This window comes from Hydrogenophaga taeniospiralis (genome assembly GCF_020510445.1).
Taxonomy (GTDB): Bacteria; Pseudomonadota; Gammaproteobacteria; order Burkholderiales; family Burkholderiaceae_C; genus Hydrogenophaga.
Genome location: NZ_JAHBAG010000001.1, coordinates 1,956,131 through 1,981,599, shown reverse-complemented (window position 1 = coordinate 1,981,599; position 25,469 = coordinate 1,956,131). Strand labels below are relative to the sequence as shown.

The following is a 25,469-nucleotide window of genomic DNA, read 5'->3' as shown; positions in this document are numbered from 1 at the left end:
ATGGCGAAAACAGGCAACGCAAGCGTGTGGCCCTGGCTGGGTCTGGCGGTCGCCATCGTGCTGCTGGACCAGTTCACCAAGACCCTGATCCTGGGCAACTATCGGCTCGGCGACAGCACCACCGTCACCGACTTCTTCAACGTGATCCGAGCGCACAACACCGGCGCGGCCTTCAACTTCCTCTCCAACGCCGGTGGCTGGCAGCGCTGGTTCTTCACCGGCATCGGTGTGGCCGCGGCCGCGTTCATCGTCTGGATGCTGCGTTCGTACCCGGGCCAGAAGCTGTTCGCGTTTGCGCTGGCCTGCATCCTGGGTGGCGCCGTCGGCAACGTGATCGACCGCCTGTTGCACGGCTATGTGGTGGACTTCCTGGACTTCCACTGGGGATTCCTGGCCGGCATCTTCCCCGGCGGACATTTCCCGGCCTTCAACATCGCCGACGCGGGCATCACCATCGGCGCCGTGGGTCTGATCCTCGACGAGATCCTGCGCGTGCGGCGCGGCCGCTGAGCCCGTCGCAACGGACGCGCGGCGTGTCCGGCCGTGTGGCCGGTCCGCCGCGCGCCGCCGCCCGGCCAGGCGGGCGCGTATAGTTTTGAGGTTCATGAGACATCTGCTGGATCTTCTGGCCGCCGTGGCCTTGCTGGTGTGGGGTACGCACCTGGTGCGCACCGGGGTGCTGCGCGTCTTCGGCAGCAACCTGCGCCAGATGCTCGCCACCAGCATGGGCAACCGCTTCTCGGCCGCGCTCTCCGGCCTGGCGGTCACAGCCCTGGTGCAGTCCAGCACCGCCACCGCCCTGATCACCGGCTCCTTCGTGGGCCGGGGCCTGATCGCGCTGCCCGCCGCCCTGGCCGTGATGCTGGGCGCGGACATCGGCACCAGCGTGATGGCGGTGGTGTTTTCCTTCGACCTGTCCTGGCTCTCGCCGCTGTGCATCTTCACCGGCGTGGCGCTGTTCATCTCGCGCCAGGGCTCCGTGCCCGGCGACGTCGGGCGCATCCTCATCGGCCTGGGCCTGATGCTGCTGGCGCTGCAACTGGTGACCGGTTCCACCAACCTGCTGACGCAGAACCCGGCGGTGCAGCTGATGCTGGAATCGCTCAGCAGCGACCGCATGCTGGAGATCCTGGTGGGCGCCACGCTGGCGGTGCTGGCCTACTCCAGCCTGGCCGTGGTCCTGCTCGCCGCCACCCTGGCGCTGCAGGTGGTGGGGCTGGACGTGGCACTCGGCCTGGTGCTGGGGGCCAACCTGGGCAGCGGCCTGATGGCCGTGGTCACCACCGCCCGATCGGGCATCCGCACCCGGCAGGTGCCCTTGGGCAACCTGCTGTTCAAGCTGCTCGGCGTGGCCATCGCGCCCTGGCTGATTCCACTCTGGCTCCAGGGGGTGCAACCCCTGGTGCAGGACCCGGCCACGCTCACGGTGCTGTTCCACCTGAGCTTCAACCTCATGGTGGGCCTGATCTTCATCGGCCTGACCCACCCGGTGGCCCGGCTGGTGGAAAGGCTGCTGCCACTGCAGGACGGCAACGGCCCGCTGGACCGGCCCAACCACCTCGACCCCTCGGCGCTGGCCACGCCGTCGTTGGCCATCTCGTGCGCCGCGCGCGAGGCGCTGCACCAGGCCGACGTGGTCGAAACCATGTTGCGTGGCGTGGTCACCGTGATCCGGAACAACGACCTCAAGCTGGCCCAGGACCTGCGCAAGCTGGACGACACCGTCGACAGCCTGTATTCCGCCATCAAGTACTACCTGACCAAGATCTCGCGCCAGCAGCTCAGCGAGGAAGAGAGCCGGCGCTGGACCGACATCATCAGCTTCACCATCAACATGGAGCAGATCGGCGACACGGTCGAGCGGGTACTGCTCGACATCGAGGAGAAGAAGATCCGCAAGGGTCGCGAGTTCTCCGAAGCGGGCATGGCCGAGATCGTCGAACTGCATGCGCGCCTGCTGGACAACCTGCGCCTGGGCATGAGCGTGTTTCTCAATGGCAACGTGCGCGATGCCCAGCGGCTGCTGGAAGAGAAGGTGCGCTTTCGCGACCTGGAGCGCGAGTACGCCGCCGCCCACCTGCAGCGCCTCTCGGGCATGAGCATGCTGAGCATGGACACCAGCGCGCTGCACCTGGACATGATCAGCGACCTCAAGCGCATCAACTCCCACATCTGCTCCATCGCCTACCCCATCCTCGACAGCGCCGGCGTGCTCGCGCCCAGCCGGCTGCGCGCGTCGCCACCAGCGCCAGAGCGGCACTGAGCAAGGCCCCGGGTGGTGGCACCGCAGCGGCACGACCCCTGTGCTACGCTGGCAAACCGTTTGCGACCCGCCCCAGGAGACACCCATGCCCGGACTGCTGCCCCACATCGACCCCGACGGCCTGCTCGAATTTTCGGTGGTCTACACCGACCGCGCGCTCAACCACATGTCCAAGCGCTTTCAGGGCGTGATGACCGACATCTCGGCCATGCTCAAGCGCGTCTACGGTGCGCATTCGGCCGTGCTGGTGCCCGGCAGCGGCACTTTCGGCATGGAGTCGGTGGCACGCCAGTTCGCGCACGGCAAACACGTCATGGTGATCCGCAACGGCTGGTTCAGCTACCGCTGGACGCAGATCTTCGACATGGGGTCCATCCCCGCCAGCCACACCGTGATGAAGGCCCGCCGCATCGCCGATGGCCCGCAGGCCGCCTGGGCGCCCGCGCCGATCGACGAAGTGACCGCCGCCATCGCGGCAGAAAAACCCGCCCTGGTGTTCGCACCCCACGTGGAAACCGCCGCCGGCATGATGCTGCCCGACGACTACCTCAAGGCCGTTGCCGACGCGGTGCACGCCGTGGGTGGCCTGTTCGTGCTGGACTGCATCGCCTCGGGCGCGATGTGGGTGGACATGAAGGCGACCGGCGTGGACATCCTGATCTCGGCGCCGCAGAAAGGCTGGAGCAGCTCGCCCTGCTGCGCGATGGTGATGCTGAGCGAACGCGCGCGTAAAGCGATCGACACCACCCAGAGCACCACCTTCGCGATGGACCTGAAGAAGTGGCTGCAGATCATGGAAACCTACGAAGGCGGCGGCCACGCCTACCACTCCACGCTGCCGACCGACGCCCTGCTGCGGCTGCGCGACACCATGCGGGAAACCGAGGCCTACGGCTTTGCCAAGGTACGCGACGAGCAGCTTGCCCTGGGCCGCGCCGTGCGTGCCTTGCTGGAAAAAAGCGGCTTCCCCAGCGTCGCGGCCAAAGGCTTCCAGGCGCCGGGCGTGGTGGTGAGCCACACCACCGACCCCGATATCCAGTCGAGCAAGAAATTCCTCGCCGCGGGTCTGCAGGCCGCCGCCGGCGTGCCGCTGCAGTGCGACGAGCCGGCCGACTTCCGCAGCTTCCGCATCGGCCTGTTCGGCCTGGACAAGTGGCACGACGTGAACGGCACGCTGAGCCACCTGGACGCCGCGCTGCGGACCATGGCGCCACAGCCGGTGGCCACGCCGGCCTGACTGGCCCTTTGAGCGAACGCTGCCGAGCCGCAGCGGTTCGCCCACTCCTCTTTGGAGCATGCCTGTGAAATCAGGCATTCAAAAGTTACAATAATGCCCGGCGCAATTCTAAAAATTGCGCCTTTTTTATTACTCAAGAAGCACAACGGCCTGCGCACCAGCGCAGGCCGTTGTGCCGATCTGGGTATCGCATCTGTTTTGTTCCAGGGAGTTTTCATGAAAAAACTGATTCCGTTCATCACGTTCGCCACCATGGCATTCACGGGCCTCAGCGCCCAGGCCCAGGTGGTCAAGCAAAAAGCCAGCAGCGGCATGGCCAAGGCCGAGGGCGCGCTCGACAAGGGCCTGGCCTCACAAGGCCTGAAAAACCAGGGTCTGTACGGCGAGCTGGGCCTGAGCCTGCTGAGCTATAAGATCTCGAACCACGGCATTTCCGCCAAACCCATCATGCTGCGCGGCATCGTGGGCTACGACTACCACCCCCAACTGGCCGCCGAAGCCATGCTGGGCCTGGGTCTTCGCGGTGGCAGCGCCACCGGCTACTTCGGTTCGGCCTACAACGTCAGCGCGGGCACCATGATCGGCGTCTATGCCAAACCACGGCTGCAGCTGGGCGACATGGAGGTGTTTGGCCGCCTTGGCCTGGTCAACACCAGCTCCAGCGTCCGCGGCTACACCGGGACCGACGGCGGCGCCGGGCTGTCCTATGGCGCGGGCTTCAGCTACCTGACCGACTGGGCCTCGTTCAACCACCGGAAGATCTCGATCAACGCGGACTACATGTCCTACTACAGCGGCAGCGGTGTGAAATACACCGGTTTCACGCTGGGCGCCGGCATGAAGTTCTGACACCCGCTGACCTCCGGCAACCAGGCCACCCTCGGGTGGCTTTCTTTTTTTCCAAGCGGTGGGGCCGGCACGCCTTACCGAATGAGACAAACGTATCCCCTGCTTTCGCCATGTAGCGGGAACGACGCTTTCCTCCAGGGACTCCAGCACAGTGTTGCCCTCACGGGGGCGGCATTCTTCACCATTCTGAACTGGAGGTTTCATGAAACATCTCGGCAAATTTGTCGCCATCGCCGCTGTCGCGCTCACCGCCACCGCTGCCCAAGCACAAGGAGCGTACGGAGAGCTGGGGTACAGCCGCCTCAATTTCGACAACCGGGACGACGGCTTCTCCGCCAAGGTCAACCCCTCCATGGTCCGCGGCATCGCGGGCTACGAGCTCAACCCCAATCTGGCCGTGGAAGGCTTGCTGGGTCTGGGCGCGGGCTCCGACGATGTGAACGTCGGCGGGGTCACGGTCAAGGGCAAGGTTGAGCACGTGTATGGCGCCTTCGTCAAACCCAAGATCCGTCTGGGCGAGTCCGTGGAACTGTTCGCCCGGGCCGGTGTCGCCGGCACCAAGGTCAGCGCCCGTTCGGGCAACCTGAGCGTTTCGGACTCGGGAGGCAGTTTCGCCTACGGGGCGGGCATGAGCTTCGCGCTGGGCGGCAACACCTCCTTGAACGCCGACTACATGAACTACTACGACCGCAAGGGCGTCAAGGTGGACGGCCTCAACATCGGCGTCGGCATGAAGTTCTGAGTCCGCCGGCCCAACGCTGAGCCCGCCCGCAAGGCGGCTTGAAGCACCGACAAAGCCCCCACCTGCTGGGGGCTTTGTTTTGTGGGCGAACGACCGCGTGGATTCACAAGATCGAGGCGGCCCGCCACCGGAGTGGCTGACGGCGACCGGGCGAACCCGACTACGGCAACAGGATGGTGCAGCCCGTGGTCTGCCGCGCCTCCAGGCTGCGGTGCGCGGCCTGCACGTCGGTCAGCGCAAAGCGCTGGTCGATGCGGATCTTCACGGCGCCGCTGGCCACCACCGCGAACAGCTCGTCGGCCATGGCCTGCGTGCGCTCGCGGCTGGTGATGTGGGTGAAGAGCGTCTGGCGCGTCACGTACAGCGACCCCTTGGCGCCAAGGATGCCGGGCGCGAACGGCGCCACCGGGCCGCTGGCGTTGCCGAAGCTCACCATCAACCCAAACGGCATCAGGCAGTCGAGCGACTTGTCGAAGGTGTCCTTGCCCACCGAGTCGTAGACCACCTTCACGCCCTTGCCGCCGGTGATCTCTTTCACCCGCGCGGCGAAATCCTCGCTGCGGTAATTGATGGTGAATTCCGCGCCGTGCTCCCGGGCCAGCGCGCATTTGTCGTCCGAACCCGCGGTGCCGATGAGGCGCAGGCCCAGGGCCTTGGCCCACTGGCAGGCGATCAGCCCCACACCACCGGCCGCGGCGTGGAACAGCACGAAGTCGCCCGGATGCAGCCCTTCCACCGGTGGGCAGCGCTTGAGCAGGTACATCGCGGTCAGACCCTTGAGCATCATGGCCGCGCCGGTCTCGAAGTCGATCGCATCGGGCAACCGGCACACGTTCATGGCCGGCATCACGCGCAGGTCGCAGTAGCTGCCGGGCGGGTTGGCGGCGTAGGCGGCTCGGTCGCCCACCTTCAGGTGCGTCACGCCTTCGCCCACCGCCTCGATCACGCCCGCGCCCTCCATGCCCAGCGACAGGGGCATGGCGTTGGGGTACAGGCCGCTGCGCTGGTAGACGTCGATGAAGTTCAGGCCGATCGCGTGGTGGCGGATGCGCACCTCGCCCGGGCCGGGTTCACCCACGCTCAGCGCTTCGATCACAAGCTGTTCGGGGCCGCCGTTGGCGTGGATGCGCACGGCGCGGCTGGTCTGGGTCATGGGAATCTCCTTCGTTCTGAACGACCCACATGCTGCCACGAAACCACCGTGTCGCCAGTGAGGCAGGCCGTCAGCCCCGCGCCAGCGCAGGGCATGCCCGTATGGGTACAGTGCCGGCATGTCCGCACCCGCCCGCCTCACGCCGTCCACCATCGCCCTGTTGTTGATCCCGCCGCTGCTGTGGGCCGGCAACGCCGTGGTCGGCCGGATGATGCAGGGCGCCATTCCGCCCATCACCTTCAACTTCGTGCGCTGGGTGCTCGCTGGTGCGCTGCTGTTGCCGCTGGCCGGCTGGGTGCTGCGGCCCGGTAGCGGCCTGTGGGCCCACAAGAAGCGCTTCGCCCTGCTCGGCCTGCTGGGCGTGGGCATGTACAACGCGCTGCAGTACATGGCGCTCAAGACCTCGACCCCGCTGAACGTGACCCTGGTGGCCTCCAGCATCCCGGTCTGGATGCTGATCCTGGGCCGGCTGCTCTATGGCGTGCCCATTTCGCGCCGTGCCGCGCTGGGCTCAACGCTGTCGCTGGCCGGCGTGGCGGTGGTGCTCGCGCGGGGCGATCTGGCGCAGCTGCTGGCGGTGCAGTTCGTGCCGGGCGACGCCTGGATGGTGCTCGCCTCCATCACCTGGGCCTGGTACAGCTGGCTGCTGGTGAGGCCACCCGAAGGCGGCTACCCGGCCCACATCAAGGCCGACTGGGCGGCCTTCCTGCTGGCGCAGATCGCGTTTGGCCTGGGCTGGTCCAGCCTCATGACCACCGGCGAATGGCTCAGCCTGCCGCCCGCCGCCGCGGGCAGCACCCACATCGCCTGGGGCTGGCCCCTGGCCGCCGCGCTGGCCTACGTGGCCATCGGGCCTTCGCTGCTGGCCTACCGCTGCTGGGGCGCCGGCGTGGCCCGCGTGGGGCCGGCGATCGCCGGCTTCTTCAACAACCTCACCCCGTTGTTTGCCGGGCTCATGTCGGCCACGCTGCTGGGCGAGTTGCCACAGCTCTACCACGCGGCCGGCTTCGTGCTGATCGTGGGTGGGATTTTCGTTTCTTCGCGACGCTGAGGTTCAGTCGAACGAGAGGTCGGGTCGAAGACCCGCCTGGCGCACCACGCCCTGCCAGCGCTCGCCCTCGGCCATCAGCAGGTCGTGCAGCTGGCCTGGTGTGGAGGTTTGCACCCGGGCGCCGTCGGCCTCCATGCGCGCCACGATCTCGGGATCCTTCAAGACGCCGTTGAGCGCGGTGTTCAGCTGCCGCACCACCGCTGGCGGTGTCTTGGCCGGCGCAAACAGGGCATACCACTGCGTCATCTCGACACCCGACACACCGGCTTCCTGCAGCGTGGGCACATCGGGCAGCGCGGGCAGGCGTGTCGGGCCGGCAACCGCCAGCGCCTTCAGACGCCCGCTGCGCAGATAGGGCTGGGCCGTGAACAAGCTGGGGAACATCACCTGCACCAGGCCATTGGCCACGTCGGCAATGGCTGGTGCGGCGCCGGAAAAGTCCACCCGCTGCAATTGGGAGCCGGTCTGCAGGCGGAACAGTTCGGCGGCGAAATGCGGCACCGTGCCTTCACCAGCCGAGGCATAGCTCATACGCCCGGGTGACTCGCGCAGCAGACGCACCAGGTCCGCCACGCTGTCCACCCCCAACGCGACCGGGACCACGAGCAGCGTGGGCGAATAGCCGATCAGACCGATGGGCGCGAAGTCGGCCACTGGGTCGTAGCGCAGCTTTTGCAGCGCCGGGTTGATGCCATGTGTGGCGATGTAGCCAAACATCAGCGTGTGACCGTCGGGTTGGGCCGCGGCCACGTACTCGCAGGCGATGCTGCCATTGGCACCGGCACGGTTGTCCACCACCATCGACTGCCCGAGCACGGGGCCGAGCTTGCGCATGAGGGTTCGCGCCATGGTGTCGTTGCCACCGCCTGCACTGGTCGGCACGATCACGTGCACCTCGCGCTGCGGAAACTGACGCTGTGCCATCACACCGGCCACGGCGTCGGTCGCTTCCGGCGCGGGCGGAAACACATAACCTGGCAGATGCAACATGCCCTGCATGATCTTGCGCGCCGTGCGAACCAGGGCGGCGCTCTGCACGGTGGCGGCGTCGCCCGAGCCATCGATTTCCACCTCCACATCGATCTGTCCGGCGGGATGCAGCACCACCAACGGATGGCGCCCGGGCGACCGCGCCACGCCGCTGGCCACCGTGCCGGGCAAGGCAAAGGCGGTCGCCACACCAATGGCGCCGGTGACGGCGTGTGAGGCATGGCATTTGTGTGGCGTGAAATAGCGCGAGGTGATGCTGTTGGGTGCGTCACCGGCGCTGACCAGCACCGGTTTGGGAACCACGCTGCCCGATACATCGCCCAGACCCATGCGCTGTCCGGCCTGCAACCGCAGCGCTTCGATGCGCGCCAGCAGCGCAGCATTGGCGTCCAGCTCGGCTGGACGCTCGCGACCGGTGAGCCCGAAGTCGGTGGCACGCAGCATCATCAACGGCATGGCCGCGTCGATGCAGGTCACGTCGAGGCCGTCGATGATGTCGATGCGCTGTCCCGTGGGAAAGAGCTGTCCGGTCACCGCGCCCCAGGCATCCAGAAAGTTCAGCAGCACGGGCGCTGCGGTGCCCGCCACGCCGTCGATGCGGGCATCGCCTTCGTAGGTCACCTTGCCCCCAGGCGTGCACACGGTCACCTCGATCTGCGAGCCGGTGTTGACGTTGTGGATGCGCACGGTGGTGGTGCCCTCCTGCGCAGGGATCAGCCCTTGCTCGATCGCAAACGGGGCCACGCCCGCGAGCATGTTGCCGCAGTTGGGCCGGGTGTCCACCGACCGATGCCCCACCCCCACCTGGGCGAACAGGTAGTCGAGATCACAATCGGTCCGTGTGGAGCGCGACACGATGGCCACCTTGCTGTTGAGCGTGCTGCCGCCGCCCAGACCGTCGAGCTGCAGCGGGTCCGACGCACCAATGGCGCCGATCAGCGCATGGTCGCGCGCCTCGTCACCCTCGGGCAGCCAGTCGCGCAGGAAGAAAGGGCCACGTGAAGTGCCTGCACGCATAAGAACACAGGGAATGGACAGCTTCATGGCTCACTCTACTTTTGGAACGACGTTGGCGCAACGTGGCACACCGAAAAAGGGCCACCCGAAAGCGGCCTGAAACCTTGGAACAGCCGATGGATCAGAAGCTGTGGCGTATGCCGATCAGTGTCGAGTTGACATCGGTCTCGGCTTTTCCCTTGCCGTTGGTCAGCGGGGACGCGCCAGCCAGTCGCAAAGACTGACCTGTGACCTTCGCCAGCGCCATGTCCGCAACGCCGTAGAGCGTCACGGACGACTGGGCATGAGCCACGCCTCCCAGGGTCAGTGCGGACAGGGTGGCCGCGGCAAGCGCTTGTTTTTTCATCTTGGTTTGTCTCCAGTGAAATGCAGGTTGAGGAAAGTGAAATACGGAAGGAACGCCGTGGCGGACTTCAGACGAGGGCTGCATGTGCAGCCAACACCCGGTCCACCATCACCCCGGCCTGGCCCAGGTGGTTCACCGGGTCGCACAAGGATTCGAGCTGTGAGCGGGACAGGTACTGGCTGATCTCCGGGTGCGCTTCCAGGATGTCGATCAACGGACGGTTCTCGGCCCGCGCCTGGCGGCACAGGTCGTACACGAGGTCGTGGGCGTACTCGCGGCCCAGGTACGGGCCCAAACCCATCATGACGGCCTCGGACATGACCAGCCCGTTGGTGATGTCCATGTTGGCGCGCATGCGGGTGGCATCCACCTCCAGGCCTTGCAACACGAACTTCGTCTGCTTCAGCGCGCCCGACATGAGGCAGAAGATCTCGGGCAAACACACCCATTCGATTTCCCACGGGCCGGTGGACCGTTCATGGTCGGCGACCATGGCATCCATCAAGGCGGCAACGTGCTGGCGTGCCACCGAGGTGTTGGCGTGGATGTAGAGGCAGGAGATCGGGTTGCGCTTTTGCGGCATGGTGCTCGACGAACCGCGGCCGGGGGCATAGGGCTCGAACACCTCCCCCACCTCGGTCTGCATCATCAGCTTCACGTCCATGGCGATCTTGCCCAGCGAACCACCCACCAGACCGAGGAAAGCACCGACTTCGGCGATGGTGTCGCGCACCGTGTGCCAGGAGATCAGCGGTTGGGCCAAACCCAGTTCTTTCATGAGCGCGGCCTGAGTTTCCATCGCTCCCTTTTCCAGCGACGAGAGCGTGCCCGAGGCGCCACCAAACTCACCCATGAGCACACGGGGCTTGAGCTGTTGCAGGCGCTCGCGATGGCGATCCATGCCGGCCAGGATGCTGGCCATCTTGTAGCCGAAGGTGATCGGGGTGGCCTGCTGCAGGTTGGAGCGCCCGATGACCGGTGTGTCCCGGTACTTCTGCGCCAGCGCGGCCAGCGCATCCGAGATGTCCTTGAGGTCCTGCTCGACCAGTTCCAGGCCCTCGCGCATCTGCAGCACCGCCGCGGTGTCGGTGATGTCCTGCGTGGTCGCACCCCAGTGGCAGTACTCCCCCAGACGGTCGCGACAGTTGGCGTTGATCTGGTTGACCACCGCGATGATGGGATAGCCAATCTGCTCGGTCTTGGCCTTGAGCTGGTCCCAGTCGATCATGGACAGCTCGCAGTTCTTGACGATTTCGTCTGCGGCCTCCTGAGGAATGAGGCCCAGCTCTCCCTGCACCTTGGCGAGCGCACGTTCGATGTCCAGGTATTTGGCGGTGCGGTTCTCATCCGACCATACCTGGCGCATGCGCGCGTCGCTGAACATGTCGCCGAAGATGCGGGAGTCGATGATGGTGGCTGCCATGGAAATCCTCTGAGAAGTGGGCGCGAGGTTCAGGTGGTCAGGCTTGCCAGGGCCAGGATGCGTTGCGCGCGCAGCGCCACAGGCTTATCGACCATGCGGCCGTCGACCTGGATCGCCCCCAGGTCACCCGCGGCCTGCCAGGCACTGTTCACGCGCGATGCCCATGCCAGCGTCTGCGCATCGGGCCGCATGGCTGCGCGCACCACGCGCACTTGCGTGGGGTGGATGCAAAGCTTGGCGGCAAACCCCAGGGCGCGGGCGTGCAGGAAGTCGGCATTCACGCGCTCGGTGGCCAGTTCGGGGGTGACCCCAGCCACCGGCGGCGGCAGCTCGGCGGCACGCGAGGCCATGGCGATGGCGGTGGCGGCCGCATCGAGCGCGAAGCCGGGACCGGGCAGGTCGAGGTCCAGCAAGTAGTCGATAGCGCCGAAAGCCAGGCGCGACACGTGGGCGGCACGAGCGATGTCGTTCAGGGCCATCACACCGCGCACGGTTTCGATCAGTGGCAACACCCGGGCATCGGGTGCCATCCGCGCATGAACGGCGGCGACCTGGGCCGCTGACTCGCATTTGGACAGCATCACCTCGCCAATGGGCTGGGCAGGCAGCCATTGCAGATCGTCGGCGTGCCACGGGCTGCGGGCATCGTTGAGGCGCACGAGGACGGTGGCGCACGCGGCACTGCCCAGCGCGTCGAGCCAGGCACCGATGGCATGGCGGGCCTGAGGCTTGTCGGCGGGCGACACCGCGTCCTCCAGATCGAGGATGACACGGTCCGCACCACTGGCCAGCGCCTTCGCAAAACGCTCGGGCCGGTTGCCTGGAACGAACAGGTAGGTGGTCGGGATCACACCGCCCCCTCGGCGCGCAGGGTCTGCACCCGCTCGGCGCCGTACCCCAGACCACCCAAGATGCGGTCGGTGTGCTGCCCGAGGGCGGGCACGGCATCCATGCGCGGCGCACCCCGGCTCCAGGAGCCCGGCGGCAGCAGGGCCGGGACCGTCCCCACCGAGGTGTCCACCTGGGTCCAGCGCTGGCGTGCCTGCAACTGCGGGTGCGCCCAGACCTCGGCCATGGTGTTCACCCGGGCGTTGGCGATCTGTGCCGTTTCCAGACGCTGCACCACCTCGGCGGCGCTGAGCCCGGCAAAGGCGTTCACGATGATCTCGTCGAGCGATGCACGCGCGGCCACGCGCAGCGGATTGCTCGCGAAGCGCTCGTCAACGGCCAGCGCGGGCTGCAACAGCACCTGCTCGCAGAAGGCTTTCCACTCGCGCTCGTTCTGCAAGCCCAGCATCACGGTCTTGCCATCCCCGGCGGGGAACGGGCCGTACGGGTAGATGGTGGCGTGGCTGGCGCCGGTGCGCTTCGGGGGCGCCGCGCCATCGATGCTGTAGTACAGCGGGTAGCCCATCCATTCGGTCAGGGCCTCCAGCATCGAGATGTCGATGTGCTGGCCCTCACCGGTCCGTTGGCGGTGCAGCAGCGCGGCCAGGATGTTGGTGTACGCGTACATGCCGGCGGCAATGTCGGCGATGGAAGGCCCGGCCTTGGACGGCGTGTCCTCGGTCCCGGTGACCGACACGAACCCGGCCTCGCTCTGGATCAGCAGGTCGTAGGCCTTCTTGTCGCGGTAGGGGCCGCTGTCGCCATAGCCCGAGATGTCGCAGACGATGATGCCGGGCTTGGCGGCACTCAGGACCCCGTACGACAGACCCAGGCGCGCTGCGGCGCCGGGTGCCAGGTTCTGCACCACCACGTCGGCTTCTTCTTCAATGATCCGTTTGAGAATCGCCTGCGCCTCGGGGTGCTTGACGTCCAGCGTCAGGCTCTCCTTGCTGCGGTTGGTCCAGACGAAGTGCGAGGCGATGCCCCGAACGCGGGTGTCGTAGCCGCGCGCGAAATCGCCCACACCGGGGCGCTCGATCTTGATGACGCGCGCACCCAGGTCGGCGAGCTGGCGGGTGGCGAACGGCGCCGCAATGGCGTGTTCAAGCGTGACAACGGTGATGCCGTGAAGCGGTTGCATGGGGTGTCCTTCAGCGCAACGTGGCCACGGCGTCCATGGTCAGCCAGCCCTCGTGGTCCTGCGCCCAGAGCTTCACCGTCTTGCCATCGGCCTGCGGAGCTCCATTGACACGGAACGGGTGCAGGTCGAACGTGGGCCGCACCGCCTTGAAGCTGAAGCTCGCCACATCGGCACTCGGCAGGTGGCGGCGGATCTGGTCCATCAGCAGCGTGGCGATCAGCGGGCCATGCACGATCAGGCCGGGGTAGCCTTCGACCTCGGTCACGTACTTGCGGTCGTAATGAATGCGGTGGCCGTTGAAGGTGAGCGCGCTGTAGCGGAACAGCAGCACGTCGTCCGGAACGATCTCCAGCTGCCAGGGGGCCCCAGTGGGCGCGGCCACCGGAGGGGGCTCCACATCGGTCGCCTGTTTGGCCTCCCGGTAGACGATGTCGTGGAACTCGACGATGGCCGGATCAGGCACTCCGTTGCATCGCAGCTCGTGGCGCACCTTCACAAACACCAGCGTTCCCGTCCGTCCCTCCTTCTGGGTGACGTTGGCGATGGTCGAGGTGCGCTCCACGTCGTCGCCCACACGGACCGGGGAACGGAACTCGAACTGGCTGCCGGCCCACATGCGCCGCGGCAGCGGCACCGGGGGCAGGAAGCCGCCTCGCCTGGCGTGACCGTCGGCACCGATCTCGCTCTGCCGGTGCAGCGGCAGGAAATACAGCCAATGCCACAGCGGGGGCAGCGGTGTGCCAGGCACCACCGCCATGGCGGGGTGGTCGAGGGTGGCGTTCAGCGCCTTCACCGGTGTGGCACCGATGGTGTCGCGCACCGATTCCTGGCGACCGATCCAGTCCGAGAGGTTTTCCATGGTTAGGGGCTCTTCCACGCTGGCGCTGAATCATTCCGCAGTGAGCTTGGCTTTCGTCACCACGTCTTTCCACTTGACCAGTTCGGTCTTGACCATGGCACCCAGTTGCTCAGGCGTGCTGGTCTCGACATCGGCGCCGTGATCTTCCATTCGCTTGACGACTTCCTTGTCGCTCAGCACCTGGTTCAAAGCCTTGTTGATTTGGTCCACCACCGCCTTGGGCGTCTTGCCGGGCGCAAACAGGGCGTACCACTGCTGAACCTCCACCCCCTCCACACCGGCCTCCTTCAGGGTCGGCACATCGGGGAGCAAGGCCGAGCGCTTCGGTCCGGCCACGGCCAGCGCCTTGAGCTTGCCGCCCTTCACGTGCGGCAGCGCCGTGAACAGACTGGGAAACATGAACTGGGTCTGACCGCCGATGGTGTCGTTCACAGCCGGGGCTGCGCCCTTGTACGGCACGCCCAGCATCACGACGCCCGCATTCAGCTTGAACAGCTCGCCGGCGAAGTGAGGCGCTGTGCCATTGCCTGCCGTGGCATAGGTGTACTTGTCGGGTTTCGCCTTGAGCTGGGCCACCAGGTCCTTGACGTCCTTCACGGGCGTGTTGGCATTTGCCACCATCAGCGTGGCCGAGTAGCCCACCAGGCCCACCGGCTCGAAATCGGTGACAGGGTCGTAGCGCAGCTTCTGCAAGGCCGGGTTCATGGCGTGGGTCGCGATGTAGCCCAGCATGAGCGTGTGACCATCGGGCGCAGCGCGCGCCACAAACTCGCTGGCAATGGAGCCGTTGGCGCCTGCCCGGTTCTCCACCACGATGCTCTGCCCGAGCATGGGCCCCAGTTTCTGGGCAATGGTGCGCGCCATCAGGTCGTTGCCGCCACCGGCTGCTGTCGGCACCACGATGGTGATGGTCTTGGTGGGGAATGCCATGGCCAGCGGCGTGAGGGTGATGGCCGTGCCCACGATCATGGTGGCGAGCAGCTTGTTCATGTCTTGTCTCCTGTACGGGTCGGTGTCGGTGAACCGGTGCAGAAGGCCTTGAGGGGCCCCATCCACAACCGCAAGCGAATGATGTTCCGAGTCGATGCTGCTGTGAATTGCATATTTGAGATGGATTGATCCACAATTCACATCAATCAGATTCGGGGGTTTTCATGGCCATCAACTTCGATCTCAACGACCTGCTGGCCTTTCGGGCCGTGGCGGAGCTGGGCAGTTTTCGCAAGGCGGCGGAGTCGGTCCACATCTCGCAGCCGGCATTCAGCCGGCGCATCGACAAGCTGGAAAGCGCGTTGGGCACGCGCTTGCTGGAACGCACCACGCGACGCGTCAGCCTGACCGCGGTAGGCCGGGACTTCGATCGCCAGTTGCGGCATATCCTGGACGCGTTGGACACCACGCTGCTGGGCATTCGCGGCGTGGCGGCCACCCGAATGGGCGAGGTCACGATCGCGTCGGTGCCCTCGGCCGTCAACTACTTCCTGTCGCGCGTGATTGCGGTCTACCACGAACGCTATCCCAAGATTCGGGTGAAGATCATCGATGGCAGCGCCAACGACGTGCTGCTGGCCGTGGCGCGTGGCGAGGTGGACTTCGGCCTGAACTTCATCGGATCACAGGAAGCCGACGTGGAGTTCGAGCCTTTGCTGGAAGAGCAATTCGTTGCAGCCTGCCGGCGCGATCACCCACTGGCGAAAAAGAAGCAGGTGCGCTGGACGGAACTGGCGCAATACGACTACATCTCGGCCGGCAAGACCTCGGGCAACCGGCTGCTGATCGACCAAGCACTGGCCGGCCTGCCAGGTCAACCCCAGAGCATGTACGAGACCCAGCATGGCACGACCATGATCGGCTTGGTCGAAGCGGGCCTGGGCGTGGCGGTGGTGCCCTCCATGGCGATGCCCGGATCCGACCACCCGCTGCTGATGAGCGTGCCGCTGATTGACCCGGTGATCAAACGGAAAATGGGGCTGATCAGGCGCCGATCAACGGTGCTTTCCCCTGCGGCGCAGCAGTTCTACGCGCTCTGCGCGGAACTGCAGGTCAAGACGAAAACCCAGCGCACCACCACCCGCCGCAAACCGGCTGGTTGATCAACCGCGTCCGGTCAATACGTCCCCGGATACGCCCCGCCGTCGGCCAGCACGTTCTGGCCCGTCATGTACGCCGCTTGCTGGCTGCAGAGGAAGGCGCAGATGGCGCCGAACTCCTGCGGGTGGCCGTAGCGGCCTGCGGGGATCTGCGCCTGCTGCTGACGGCGCAGTTCTTCCACCGGCTTGCCGGTCTTTGCCGACGCGCCCTGGAGCGTGGCGGCGATGCGGTCGGTGTCGAACTTGCCGGGCAGCAGGTTGTTGATGGTCACGCCCTGCGCCGCGATGCCGCTGCGCGCCACACCGGCCACGAAGCCCGTCAATCCGCTGCGCGCGCCGTTGGAAAGACCCAGGATGTCGATGGGCGCCTTCACCGCGCTGCTGGTGATGTTGACGATGCGGCCGAAGCCGCGCGCCGCCATGCCGTCCACCGTGGCCTTGATGAGCTCGATGGGCGTGAGCATGTTGGCGTCCACCGCCTTCAGCCACGCTTCACGGTCCCATTGGCGGAAGTCGCCGGGCGGCGGGCCTCCCGCGTTGGTGACCACGATGTCGAACGCCGTGCCGGGCCCGCCGGCCGCGGCGAAAGCGGCGGTGCGGCCTTCGGGCGTGGTGATGTCGGCCGCCACCGCGATCACCTGCACGCCGGGCGACGCGGCGCGGATGCCCGCGGCCGAGGCCTCCAGCGCTTCACGACCGCGCGCCACCATCACCACGTTCACGCCCTCGCCCGCCAGCGCCTGCGCGCAGCCCAGGCCCAGACCTTTGCTCGCGCCGCACACCAGCGCCCATTTGCCGTTGATGCCCAGATCCATGTCCGTGTCTCCTTGTCAAAAAAATCACTGGCCCGCCGCGGGCTTACCAAAGCGCGTCACCAGGAACACGCCCGAGAGCACCAGCACCGTGCCCACCACGATCCAGCCATTGAACGGCTCGCCCAGGATCAGCACGCCCATGGCGATGGTGGACATGGGGCCGATCATGCCGGTCTGCGCCGCCAGCCCCGCGCCGATGCGCTCGATCGCCATCATCACCATCAGCACCGGCGCAAACGTGCACAAGGTGGCGTTGAGCAGCGAGAGCCAGATCACCTCGGGCGCCACCTCGGCCGCACTCAGGGGGCGCAGAACCACGAACTGCAGCAAGCACAGGCCGCAGGCCACGCTGGTGGCCAGGCCCACCAGGCGCAACGAGCCCAGGCGCTTGACCAGCTCGCCGCTGTAGACCAGGTAGATCGCGTAGCTGATGGCGCTGCCGAACACCAGCAGCGCGCCGAGCACCGCGTTCGGCCCCTGGAAACCGGCCTCGTGGCCGAACACCAGCAACACGCCGGCGTAGCTCACCGCCATGGCCAGCGCCTGCAGGCCGCTGATGCGGCGCTGGTAGATCAACCAGCCGAGCACCAGCACCAGCGTGGGGTTGAGGTAGAGGATCAGCCGCTCCAGGCTGGCGCTGACGTATTGCAAACCCCAGAAGTCGAGAAAGCTCGCGAGGTAGTAGCCGGTGAACCCCAGGCCGACAATGCCGAGCCAATCCTTGCCGGTGAGCGCCGCCTTGCCCCGGCTGGCCCACCAGGCCAGCGCCAGGAACAGCGGCAGCGCGAACAACATGCGGTACATGATGAGCGTGACCGCGTCCACGCCGTGTCGGTAGGCCAGTTTGACGATGATGGCCTTGCCGCTGAAGGCGATGGAGCCGGCGCTGGCGAGCAGCAGGCCGGTGGCGAGGTGGGGGTGGGGTCGGGCGGTGGCAACGGACATCGGTCCGATTATCGGCAGACGGCCCGCGCCGGGTGGCGGGCCGGTGCCATGCCCCCAGGCGCCATGGGAACGCTCAGCCGCTCAGCCCTTCGGATTGGCCAGCCGCTGCGCGTCCAGCACGCGGTAGACACGGCCCTGTTTGTCCAGCGCCTCGACCAGACCCTCGCGCATGAATGCGCTGAGCGTGCGGCTCACGGTCTCCAGTTTCAGGTCGAGCATGGCGCCCATGTCTTCGCGCGAGAACAGGGTGGCCAGGGCCGCGTCGTGGTCGGAACGCATCTTCAGGATCAGGCCGGCGACGCGCTGGCGCGCATTGCCGAAATTGAGCTCGGCCAGCCAGTCGTCGGCCTCCTTGAGGCTGCGGTGCCATTTCTCCAGCAGGCGCTGGTGCAGCCGCGGTGTTTCGCGGTTCAGGCGCTGGATCACCTGCAGCGGCAGGCGGCAGACCTTGATGCTGGTCAGCGCGATGGCGTCGGAGTCGTAGGTCGGCCCCATGAGCGCTTCCAGCCCCACCACGTCTCCCGCGCGCAGCACGCGCACGATGCGCTGGCGGCCATCCACCGTGTTGCGCACCAGCTTGATGAGGCCGGCGCGCAGGGTGTAGAGCGAGGTGGCCGTTTCGCCCATGCGCACCAGCGGCTGGCCCGCGTTCAACTCCAGATCGTCGATGGGCGCGTGGATGAGCTTGAAATCGTCCTCATGCAGATCGGCGAACAGCACCATGTCGCGGATGCCGCAGCTGCGGCAGTCGGCCGTGCCGCGCCAGGCCGATTCGGTTTTGATGGGGATCATGGGGACGGGGGAGACCATATCTGTCACAGACCCGCAATATAAGCCTTTGCTGAAAAAACACCCAACCCGTGGCGCGGCGGGCCCGCGCCACGGTCGTGGTCAGTGCAAAGGGGGGGTGCAGGCCAGCACCTCGTCGAGCGTGGTCAGCCCCTCGGCCACGCGCACCGTGCCCGCCAGCCGCAGCGGACGCATGCCATCGGCCACGGCCTGCTTCTGCAGCACCTCCATGCGCGGCTCGTGGCTGACCTTGTCCTTGAACGCCTCGGTCACCACCAGCAGCTCGTACAGGCCGGTGCGCCCGCGGTAGCCGGTCATGCGGCAATCCACGCAGCCCACGGGTTGGTAGGGCCGGTACTTGCCGCTGACCTGCCAGGGCTTGACGATCTCTTCCATGGCCTCGCGCGAGGCCTTGGCCGTGGCGTCGTCCTCGCGTGTGCGGCAGGCCGGGCACAGGGTGCGCACCAGGCGCTGCGCCAGTACGCCGAGCACGGTGGCGTTGATCAGGTAGGGCGGGATGCCCAGTTCCATCAGCCGCATGATGGCCGAGGGCGCGTCGTTGGTGTGCAGCGTGGTGAACACCAGGTGGCCGGTGAGCGCGGCCTGCACCGCCATCTCGGCCGTGGGCAGGTCGCGCACCTCGCCCACCATGATGATGTCCGGGTCCTGCCGCATGAGGGCGCGCAGGCCCTGGGCGAAGTCCAGGTCCAGATGGGGTTGCACCTGGACCTGGTTGAAGGCGGGTTCGATCATTTCGATCGGGTCCTCCACCGTGCTCACGTTGACCTCTTCGGTCGCCAGGCGCTTGAGCGTGGCGTAGAGCGTGGTGGTCTTGCCCGAGCCGGTGGGACCGGTCACGAGGATGATGCCGTGCGGCCGGTGCGTGAGCGTTTCCCAGCGCTGCGCGTCGTGCGCGGCGAAGCCCAGCGCGCTCAGGTCTTTCACCGTGGCCTCGGGGTCGAAGATGCGCATCACCATTTTTTCACCGAACGCGGTGGGCAAGGTGGACAAACGCATTTCCACCTCGTCGCCCCGCACCGCGCCCACACCGGGGCGCACGGTCTTGATGCGGCCGTCCTGCGGGCGGCGCTTTTCCACCACATCCATGCGCCCGAGCAGCTTGATGCGCGCGGTCATGGCGTTCATCACGCCCATGGGCATCTGGTAGACCGGGTGCAGCACGCCATCGATGCGGAAACGGATCACGCCCTGCTCGCGCCGCGGCTCCAGGTGGATGTCGCTGGCGCGCTGGTCAAACGCGTACTGCCAGAGCCAGTCCACCACCTGCACCACGTGCTGGTCGTTGGCATCGAGCTGCTTGTTGGCCTTGCCCAGTTCCACCAGCTGTTCAAAGCTGCCAAAGCCGGCCTGGCCGCCCAGCTTGTTGGCCGCCCGCACCGACTTGGCCAGTGCGAAGAATTCGGCGGTGTAGCGCGCGATGTCCAGCGGGCTGGCCAGCACCAGGCGCACGCTCTTGCGCGTCTGGCGCTCCACCTCGGTCACCCAGTCGCGGATGAAGGGCTCGGCCGTGGCCACCACCACCTCGGCCAGCCCCACCTGCACCGGCAACACCTTGTGGCGCTCGGCGTAGGCCGCGCTCATCACGTCGGCCACCTTGCCCACGTCCACCTTCAGCGGGTCGATGCGGAAATAGCTCAGTCCGCTGCGCGTGGCCAGCCACTGGGTCAGCAGCTCCACGTCCAGCACATGGCCGTCGGACTGGCGCGCCATGCCCACCACCGCCAGGCGCTGCAGCGGGTGCTGCGCGCTGTGGGCCGAGGCGCAACGCGCCACGGTGCGCGCGGCCTCGTCGGCGGAGATGACACCGTCATCGCGCAGCCAGCCCACCAGCAGGCGCCAGTCGAGCGGGGCCTCCGGGGTGGCCTGCGGGGACGTGGGAAGCGGGGTTCTGGCGGAGGTTTTCATGCGGAGTTCGGGTCAGGCGACCGGTTTGAAAATGCGCAACCACTTCACGGCGGGCAGCCCCCAGCGCGACTGGATCTCTTCCGCGCGCGCCAGCAGCTGCATGCGCGTGGGCCGGTCCGCCGTGCGCTGCGCCAGCACGATGGTGTTGCCCTCACGCGTGGGTTTGAAGGCCCAGACCGCGTCCGCGCCAAACGCGGCGCTGATGCTCTGCAGCGAGCGCTCGTAGCTGGCGTCGCGGCCAAACAGGTTGACCGTCATCACGCCCTCGTCGGTCAGCACCGAGTGGCAGTCGGCGTAGAAGTCGGGGCTGTCGAGCACCGGGGCCGCGGCCTCGTGGTCGTACAGATCGACCTGCAGCGCGTCGATGGCGCCGGTGTAAGCGGGGTTTCGGATTTCCTGCCCCGCATCGGCCAGCACCACGCGCAGGCGCGGCCCGTCGGCCGGCAGCTTGAACCAGCCCCGGCAGGCGGCGAGCACTTGGGGGTTGATCTCGATGGCGGTGGTGTCCATGCGCAGCGCCTTGAAATGGAACTTGGTGAGCGCGGCCGAGCCCAGACCGAGCTGCAGGGCGCGGCGCTTGCTCACGGTGTCGGGCTCCACGAAGAGCAGCCAGGCCATCATGCGCTGGACGTAATCAAGCTCGATGTCGAACGGCGCGTCGATGATCATGGAACCCTGGATCCACTCCGTGCCCAGGTGCAGGAAGCGCACCTCGCCGTCTTCCGACAGCGTGACCTCGGGTAAGGTCTGGGGGCCGGTGCGGCGGCGGGCGGTGGCGTTGGCGCCGGCCCTCATGCGGAGGCTCCCGTGCGCACGGCGAACGGCGTTGCCAACGCGGGCGGGTAGCCGGCCAGGTCGGCTCGGGCTGAGGAAAGACAGGAAAGGCGGGGTTCTCGGGAGACTGGCATGGGGGGGTCTGGAATCGGTCCGGAAAGCTCATTATGAGCAGCAAATATGTACGGAATGTATCCACTTCGGGGCGCCCGACCGCGGCAGCGCCAAGGCGGTGTTCAGGGCGCCAGGCCGTGGCGGCGCAGCACCTCGGCCCAGGCCGCGCGCTTGCGCTCGAAGCTCCAGCTGGCGTTGGCCGGGCTGGTCGAGGGCAGCTGGTAGACCGGCAGGCCCAGCGCCTGGGTGTGTTTCGCGTGGCGGAAACTCTCACCGCCGTTGTGGGCAATGGCCAGCAGCCGGGGGCAGCGCTGGCGCAGGCTTGCCAGGTCGTTGAGTTCGGCGGCGCGGATGTCCGCGTCCAGACTGCCCTCGCGCTCGCAGGCCTGGTACACGTCCCACAGGCCCAGGCCATGCGCGCGCAGCGCGGCCACGCGTTCCGGGTAGGGCATCTCGGTCAGCGGCTGCTGCCACAGGGCGCCCAGGATCTTCCAGAAGTGGTTTTGCGGGTGCCCGTAGTACTGCTGCGCGCGCAGCGAGGCCACGCCCGGAAAACTGCCCAGCACCAGCAGCCGGGTGTTCTCATCCAGCACCGGCGCCAGCCCCAGCAGACGGCTCACGCGGCGGCTCCACTGCGCAGGCCCGCGAGCCGGGGCAGCGCGGCCAGGGCATTGGCCGTGCTCGCCCGGGCCAGCGCATCCAGCGGCATGCCACGCAGCCGCGCCAGCTCGGCGGCGATGCGCGGCAGCTCGGCGGGCGTGTTCACGCCTTGCGCCCGGCCGGCGGCGCGCTCGGCGGCGGTGGCGTACAGCCACTGCGGCGGGATGTCGGGCGCGTCGGTCTCCAGCACCAGGGCCTCCAGCGGCAGCTCGGCCGCGAGCCGGCGCAGGCGCTGGGCCGGCTCGAAGGTCAGCGCGCCCCCGAAGCCGAGCTTGAAACCCAGCTCGATGAAGGCCTGCGCCTGCTGGGCGCTGCCGTTGAAGGCGTGCGCGATGCCGCCACCGGTGGGCAACTCGCGCAGCTGTTTGAGCAGGGCGTCTGCACTGCGGCGCACGTGCAGGATCACGGGCAGACGGTGTTTGCGGGCCAACTGAAGCTGCGCACGGTAGAAGCCCTGCTGACGCTCGCGCATGGCCGGCTCGCACAGCGCGGGCACGAAAAAGTCCAGCCCGATCTCGCCCACGGCCACCAGGCGCGGGTCGTCTCGGTGCTGCGCCAGCAGGGCGTCGAGCACCTGCAGGTCGTCGTCGCGCGCCTGCGGCACGTACAGCGGGTGGATGCCCAGCGCGTAGGCGTCGCCCAGCCGGTGGGCCAGCTCGCGCACGGTGTCGAAGTTGGACCGCTCCACCGCCGGAATCACGCAGCACCGCACGCCCAGCCGGGCGGCGCGCTCGCGCATGGCCTGCACGAGGGCTGGGGTGTCGCCGAGCGAAGGGGCGTCAAGATGGCAGTGTGTGTCGATCCACATGGCGGTATAAAAGGGCCATTGTGACGGTAAGCCCGGCGCACCATTTTCCCCTTTGCAACACCCCCGAAAGGACCTCACCATGCCGCTCAACGCCACCCGCCGCCTCGCAGGCCCGCGCTCCCCGCTCTGGCTGGCCCTGCCCGTGCTGGCGTCGCTCGTGGCCTGTGCCGCACCCGCAGCACCGGCCGCCGCACCGGCCAGCGCGCCGCTGGTGGGCAGCGAATGGCTGCTGCAGGACCTGGGGGGTCGCCCCGTGCTCGGCCAGGTGAAGGCCACGCTGGCCTTTCCCGAGGCCGGTCGCGTGACGGGCAGTGGCTCGTGCAACGGCTTTTTCAGCACCTACACGCTGATCCATGACCGCATCGCGCTCGGGCAGATCGGCTCGACCCGCATGGCCTGTGGCGAGGGGGTGTCCGAGCAGGAAACCCGCTACCTGGATGCGCTGCGCAAGGCCGAACGGGTCGAGGTGCAGGGCACGACGATGTGGCTCCACAGCCAGGGGCTGGACAAACCGCTGCGCTTCGTCCGCACCAAGCCCTGAGCGGCCCCCGTCAGGTCAGCACGCCGGTGGTCAGGCGCAGCACGCGGGCGCAGCGCTCGGCCAGGGTCTCGTCGTGCGTCACGACGATGAAGGCCGTGCCCTGATCGCGTGCCAGCTCCAGCATGAGCTGGAACACGCTCTCGGCGGTGCCGCGGTCCAGGTTGCCGGTGGGCTCGTCGGCCAGCACGCAGGCCGGCTGCGTCACCAGCGCCCGCGCGATCGCCACGCGCTGGCGCTCGCCGCCCGAGAGTTCGGCCGGCCGGTGGTGCAGGCGCTCGCCCAGGCCCACGCGGGTGAGCATCTGCGCGGCGCGCTGCGCGGCCTCGGCGCGCGGCATGCGGCGGATCCACAAGGGCATGGCCACGTTGTCGCGCGCGCTGAACTCGGGCAGCAGGTGGTGGAACTGGTACACAAAGCCCAGGTACCGGTTGCGCAGATCGCCCTGCTGCGCCGCGCTCAGGCCCGACATCGTCTGCCCCATCAGCTGCACACGGCCGCTGGTGGGCGCGTCCAGCCCACCGAGCAGGTGCAGCAAGGTGCTCTTGCCCGAGCCGGACGCGCCAACGATGGCCACCGTCTCGCCCGCGCGCACCGCCAAGTCCACGCCGGTGAGCACGGTCACGTCGAGCCGGCCTTCGGTGAAACGTTTGGTGAGGCCGGTGGCGCTCAGCACCACCTCCGTGCGGGCCGAGCCTGTTGATGGGCTCGCCAACCCCTTGGCGGAGGCTTCGACAGAGCCTGTCCTGAGCCCGTCGACAGGCTCGGGGCGAACGGGGTTCTTGATGTCATTCATAGCGCAACGCCTCGGCAGGGTTCACCCGGCTGGCACGCCAGCTCGGGTAGATCGTGGCCACGAACGACAGCGCCAGCGAGATCAGCGCGATCGGCATGATGTCGCTCTGCTGCGGGTCGCTGGGCATGCGGCTGATGAGGTAGACGTCCTGCGGCAGGAAACTCGCGCCCAGCGCGCGCTCCAGCGCGGGCACGAGGGTGTCGATGTTGAATGCGATACCCAGGCCCAGCAGCAGGCCCACGCCGGTGCCGATCACGCCCACCATCGCGCCCTGCACCATGAAGACGCCCATGATGCTGCGCGGGCTCGCGCCCAGGGTGCGCAGGATGGCGATGTCGGCGCGCTTGTCGGTCACCGTCATCACCAGCGTGGACACGAGGTTGAACGCCGCCACCGCCACGATCAGCGTGAGGATGATGAACATCATGCGTTTTTCCAGCTGCACAGCGGCGAACCAGCTGCGGTTCTGGCGCGTCCAGTCGCGCACCAGCAGGCCCGGGTCGAGGCTGCTCGCGATGTCAATCGCCACCTCGCGCGCTTCGTGCAGGTTCTTGATCTTCACGCGCACGCCGGTGGGGCCTTCCACGCGGAAGATGCGCGCGGCGTCGTCCTGGTGCAGCAGGGCCAGCGCCGAGTCGTATTCGAAGTGGCCCGAATCGAAAGTGCCCACCACCGTCATCTGGCGGATGCGCGGCACCACACCCGCGGGCGTCACCTGGCCGCTGGGCGCGATCAGGGTTACTGAGTCGCCGATGCCCACGCCCAGGCTGCGCGCCAGCTCGCCGCCGAGAATGACGCCGAATTCGCCCGGCACCAGCCGCGGCAGCACGGTGTCGGCGAGGTCGGCCACGAGGTCGGTCACCTTGGGCTCCAGCGCCGGGTCGATGCCACGCACCAGCGCGCCCTTCATGTCTTCGCCGCGCGCGATCAGCGCCTGCGCGCCCACGAACGGTGCCGCGCCCAGCACCTCGGGGTGGCGTTCGATGGCGGCCAGCGTGTCCGTCAGGTTTGGAATGGCCTGCCCGCCGGGCTCGAACACCTCGATGTGGGACAACACGCCGAGCATGCGGTCGCGCACCTCTTTCTGGAAACCGTTCATCACCGAGAGCACGATGATGAGCGCGGCCACGCCCAGCGAGATACCCAGCATGGACACGCCCGAGATGAAGGAAATGAAACCGTTGCGCCGCGTGGCGCGGCCAGCGCGCGTGTAGCGCCAGCCGATGATGAGTTCGTAAGGGGTTTGCATCGTTGG

Annotated in this window: 25 protein-coding genes; 8 read left to right on the top strand and 17 right to left on the bottom strand. The window is 67.4% G+C overall.

What is annotated here, in order from left to right:
- The 5 genes from lspA to KIH07_RS09495 all read left to right on the top strand — a co-directional run bounded on the left by lspA (position 1) and on the right by KIH07_RS09495 (position 5,091).
- A complete protein-coding gene (gene lspA, locus KIH07_RS09515; protein WP_226491741.1) occupies positions 1-510 on the top strand; it encodes a signal peptidase II in 510 nt (169 codons plus the stop codon).
- A 94-nt stretch (positions 511-604) separates the two neighbouring features.
- Entirely contained in the window at positions 605-2,263 is a 1,659-nt protein-coding gene (locus KIH07_RS09510) for a Na/Pi cotransporter family protein (protein ID WP_226491740.1), read from the top strand.
- An 85-nt stretch (positions 2,264-2,348) separates the two neighbouring features.
- The gene (locus KIH07_RS09505) at positions 2,349-3,500 is read left to right on the top strand and encodes an aminotransferase class V-fold PLP-dependent enzyme (protein ID WP_226491739.1); all 1,152 of its coding nucleotides are present in this window, start codon (positions 2,349-2,351) and stop codon (positions 3,498-3,500) included.
- 216 nt (positions 3,501-3,716) lie between these two features.
- On the top strand, positions 3,717-4,349 hold the full coding sequence (locus KIH07_RS09500; protein WP_226491738.1) for a porin family protein: 633 nt from the start codon (positions 3,717-3,719) through the stop codon (positions 4,347-4,349).
- A gap of 202 nt (positions 4,350-4,551) precedes the next feature.
- Entirely contained in the window at positions 4,552-5,091 is a 540-nt protein-coding gene (locus tag KIH07_RS09495) for a porin family protein (protein WP_226491737.1), read from the top strand.
- Between the two features lie 160 nt (positions 5,092-5,251).
- On the opposite strand, the gene KIH07_RS09490 is transcribed toward KIH07_RS09495, so the two are convergent.
- Positions 5,252-6,244 (bottom strand): quinone oxidoreductase family protein, encoded by a 993-nt coding sequence (locus tag KIH07_RS09490; protein WP_226491736.1) that lies wholly within the window; start codon positions 6,242-6,244, stop codon positions 5,252-5,254.
- 118 nt (positions 6,245-6,362) lie between these two features.
- Between KIH07_RS09490 and KIH07_RS09485 the strand changes: the two genes are divergently transcribed.
- Positions 6,363-7,295 carry a DMT family transporter gene (locus tag KIH07_RS09485; RefSeq protein WP_226491735.1) on the top strand — a complete coding sequence of 311 codons (933 nt, stop codon included), beginning with the start codon at positions 6,363-6,365 and terminating at the stop codon, positions 7,293-7,295.
- Between the two features lie 3 nt (positions 7,296-7,298).
- On the opposite strand, the gene KIH07_RS09480 is transcribed toward KIH07_RS09485, so the two are convergent.
- From KIH07_RS09480 to KIH07_RS09450, 7 genes are all read right to left on the bottom strand, one after another.
- Positions 7,299-9,329, bottom strand: a complete 2,031-nt coding sequence (locus KIH07_RS09480; RefSeq protein ID WP_226491734.1) for a 4-oxalomesaconate tautomerase — start codon at positions 9,327-9,329, stop codon at positions 7,299-7,301.
- 94 nt (positions 9,330-9,423) lie between these two features.
- Positions 9,424-9,648 carry a porin gene (locus KIH07_RS09475; protein WP_226491733.1) on the bottom strand — a complete coding sequence of 75 codons (225 nt, stop codon included), beginning with the start codon at positions 9,646-9,648 and terminating at the stop codon, positions 9,424-9,426.
- A gap of 67 nt (positions 9,649-9,715) precedes the next feature.
- Complete coding sequence (pcaB, locus tag KIH07_RS09470) at positions 9,716-11,071, bottom strand: 3-carboxy-cis,cis-muconate cycloisomerase (protein ID WP_226491732.1); 1,356 nt, start codon at positions 11,069-11,071, stop codon at positions 9,716-9,718.
- Between the two features lie 29 nt (positions 11,072-11,100).
- On the bottom strand, positions 11,101-11,922 hold the full coding sequence (locus KIH07_RS09465) for an HpcH/HpaI aldolase/citrate lyase family protein (protein WP_226491731.1): 822 nt from the start codon (positions 11,920-11,922) through the stop codon (positions 11,101-11,103).
- Positions 11,919-13,100: a CaiB/BaiF CoA transferase family protein gene (locus KIH07_RS09460; RefSeq protein WP_226491730.1), complete on the bottom strand. Its 1,182-nt coding sequence runs from the start codon at positions 13,098-13,100 to the stop codon at positions 11,919-11,921. The genes KIH07_RS09465 and KIH07_RS09460 overlap by 4 nt, the downstream gene beginning before the upstream one ends.
- 10 nt (positions 13,101-13,110) lie before the next feature.
- On the bottom strand, positions 13,111-13,959 hold the full coding sequence (locus KIH07_RS09455) for a MaoC family dehydratase N-terminal domain-containing protein (RefSeq protein ID WP_226491729.1): 849 nt from the start codon (positions 13,957-13,959) through the stop codon (positions 13,111-13,113).
- 30 nt (positions 13,960-13,989) lie between these two features.
- Positions 13,990-14,949 (bottom strand): tripartite tricarboxylate transporter substrate binding protein, encoded by a 960-nt coding sequence (locus KIH07_RS09450; RefSeq protein WP_068174484.1) that lies wholly within the window; start codon positions 14,947-14,949, stop codon positions 13,990-13,992.
- Positions 14,950-15,113: 164 nt separating this feature from the next.
- Here KIH07_RS09450 and KIH07_RS09445 point away from each other — a divergent pair, with 164 nt between their 5' ends.
- Positions 15,114-16,052 carry a LysR family transcriptional regulator gene (locus tag KIH07_RS09445; RefSeq protein ID WP_226491728.1) on the top strand — a complete coding sequence of 313 codons (939 nt, stop codon included), beginning with the start codon at positions 15,114-15,116 and terminating at the stop codon, positions 16,050-16,052.
- A gap of 14 nt (positions 16,053-16,066) precedes the next feature.
- Here the strand turns inward: KIH07_RS09445 and KIH07_RS09440 are convergent, their stop codons facing one another.
- From KIH07_RS09440 to KIH07_RS09410, 7 genes are all read right to left on the bottom strand, one after another.
- Positions 16,067-16,864, bottom strand: coding sequence for an SDR family oxidoreductase (locus KIH07_RS09440; protein WP_226491727.1), 798 nt, complete (start codon positions 16,862-16,864; stop codon positions 16,067-16,069).
- A gap of 24 nt (positions 16,865-16,888) precedes the next feature.
- On the bottom strand, positions 16,889-17,809 hold the full coding sequence (locus tag KIH07_RS09435) for a DMT family transporter (RefSeq protein ID WP_226491726.1): 921 nt from the start codon (positions 17,807-17,809) through the stop codon (positions 16,889-16,891).
- An 81-nt stretch (positions 17,810-17,890) separates the two neighbouring features.
- Complete coding sequence (locus KIH07_RS09430; RefSeq protein WP_226491725.1) at positions 17,891-18,601, bottom strand: Crp/Fnr family transcriptional regulator; 711 nt, start codon at positions 18,599-18,601, stop codon at positions 17,891-17,893.
- A 99-nt stretch (positions 18,602-18,700) separates the two neighbouring features.
- Positions 18,701-20,524 carry a GspE/PulE family protein gene (locus KIH07_RS09425; RefSeq protein ID WP_226491724.1) on the bottom strand — a complete coding sequence of 608 codons (1,824 nt, stop codon included), beginning with the start codon at positions 20,522-20,524 and terminating at the stop codon, positions 18,701-18,703.
- A 12-nt stretch (positions 20,525-20,536) separates the two neighbouring features.
- On the bottom strand, positions 20,537-21,319 hold the full coding sequence (locus KIH07_RS09420; protein WP_226491723.1) for a spermidine synthase: 783 nt from the start codon (positions 21,317-21,319) through the stop codon (positions 20,537-20,539).
- 215 nt (positions 21,320-21,534) lie between these two features.
- Entirely contained in the window at positions 21,535-22,032 is a 498-nt protein-coding gene (locus KIH07_RS09415; protein WP_226491722.1) for a DNA-deoxyinosine glycosylase, read from the bottom strand.
- Positions 22,029-22,880 carry a TatD family hydrolase gene (locus KIH07_RS09410; protein ID WP_226491721.1) on the bottom strand — a complete coding sequence of 284 codons (852 nt, stop codon included), beginning with the start codon at positions 22,878-22,880 and terminating at the stop codon, positions 22,029-22,031. Before KIH07_RS09410 ends, KIH07_RS09415 begins: the two co-directional genes overlap by 4 nt.
- A 79-nt stretch (positions 22,881-22,959) precedes the next feature.
- On the opposite strand from KIH07_RS09410, the gene KIH07_RS09405 reads away from it, so the two are divergent.
- Positions 22,960-23,421, top strand: a complete 462-nt coding sequence (locus KIH07_RS09405) for an META domain-containing protein (protein WP_226491720.1) — start codon at positions 22,960-22,962, stop codon at positions 23,419-23,421.
- Positions 23,422-23,431: 10 nt separating this feature from the next.
- Here the strand turns inward: KIH07_RS09405 and lolD are convergent, their stop codons facing one another.
- Positions 23,432-24,214, bottom strand: a complete 783-nt coding sequence (gene lolD, locus KIH07_RS09400; RefSeq protein WP_226491719.1) for a lipoprotein-releasing ABC transporter ATP-binding protein LolD — start codon at positions 24,212-24,214, stop codon at positions 23,432-23,434.
- Entirely contained in the window at positions 24,207-25,463 is a 1,257-nt protein-coding gene (locus tag KIH07_RS09395) for a lipoprotein-releasing ABC transporter permease subunit (RefSeq protein WP_226491718.1), read from the bottom strand. Before KIH07_RS09395 ends, lolD begins: the two co-directional genes overlap by 8 nt.
- Between the last annotated feature and the right edge of the window lie 6 nt (positions 25,464-25,469).